Below are 548 nucleotides of genomic sequence, written 5' to 3'. Positions count from 1 at the left end.
CGCCGAAGCGCAACGAGTAGCCGAACGCCACGCGGAACAGGAACAGGCACACGAACAATTGGCTGGCCAGCGGCAGAAACGTGGAGGGCTGGGTGACGGAGAAATCGGCCGGCGCCTCGCCACACTCCGTAGCTTGAAGCACGGGCTGCGCCAAGCGCCACACCAGGGCCACCGTGGCGAAGGGCAGCAGCGCGAACAGCACCGTGCCCGCCCCCGCCGGAATCACCCACACCAGGGCCGTCACCGCGTATTCCGCGACGAACGCCAACGCAATGCAAGCTCCCGCCTGGCGCACCTCCAAGCGCGAGGCTGCCGCACCCACCATCACGATGGCCCATCCACGCCCGATGGACAGCGCGCAAGCTGCGGCGGTAAGCGCCACCGCGCTGCCGGCGTACAGCCCTGCCGGCAGCAGTGCCGAGCCCACCGCAAGCAGCACGAGGCAACCCGCCGTGAGCGCTCGCATGCGCAGAAGCGGCGGCCTGAACGTGGCCACAAGGCCCACCGCAATGAGCGTAGCGGCATTGGCCAGCACGGACACGTCGCGA

1 protein-coding gene is annotated in these 548 nt (G+C 69.3%); it reads right to left on the bottom strand.

The window, feature by feature from the left end; translation table 11 throughout:
- Nucleotides 1-548: hypothetical protein (locus DMP11_RS10355; protein WP_235869453.1), on the bottom strand; the 548-nt coding region annotated here is incomplete at both ends.

Source organism: Parvibacter caecicola (assembly GCF_003725335.1).
Lineage (GTDB): Bacteria > Actinomycetota > Coriobacteriia > Coriobacteriales > Eggerthellaceae > Parvibacter > Parvibacter caecicola.
Note: the sequence above shows the minus strand (reverse complement) of the source record. Positions and strands in the feature narration are given on the sequence as shown.